The following is a 417-nucleotide window of genomic DNA, read 5'->3' as shown; positions in this document are numbered from 1 at the left end:
TGGTGCGTCAGCTCGAATTCGCCCACAGCGGCCAGACCGCGATCGATCCGGGTATGGCGGCCCGCGCGGCCGGTACCGCGGCCCGGCTGCAGCGTGACGAGTTCTGGCCGGGGGTCCGGCAGGGGCTGACCCAGCGCGAGAGCGAGATCCTGTCCTTCGTCGTCGCAGGCCTGTCCAACCGCGGTGTCGCCAACAAGCTGGTGATCGGCGAGGAAACCGTGAAGACCCACCTACGCTCCATCTATCGCAAGCTCGGGGTCAGCGACCGGGCGGGCGCGGTGGCGACGGCACTGCGTGAAGGCATCTACCAATGACCGACAAACCCGCACGTGAACTCGGCCCGATCGACCTCACCGCCGACCGTGAACTGGCCCTGCTGCGCGAACTCATCCGGGCCGCGTCGAGCGGCCCGGGTGT

At 69.1% G+C, this 417-nt stretch carries 1 protein-coding gene; it reads left to right on the top strand.

The window, feature by feature from the left end; all coding sequences use genetic code 11:
- Window positions 1–314, top strand: a 314-nt coding sequence (locus ACWGPE_RS18950) for a response regulator transcription factor (RefSeq protein WP_452049306.1), incomplete at its 5' end; no start/stop codon positions are given.
- Window positions 315–417 lie beyond the last annotated feature (103 nt).

The sequence above is a fragment of the Agromyces sp. NPDC055658 genome, from assembly GCF_053618155.1.
Note: the sequence above shows the minus strand (reverse complement) of the source record. Positions and strands in the feature narration are given on the sequence as shown.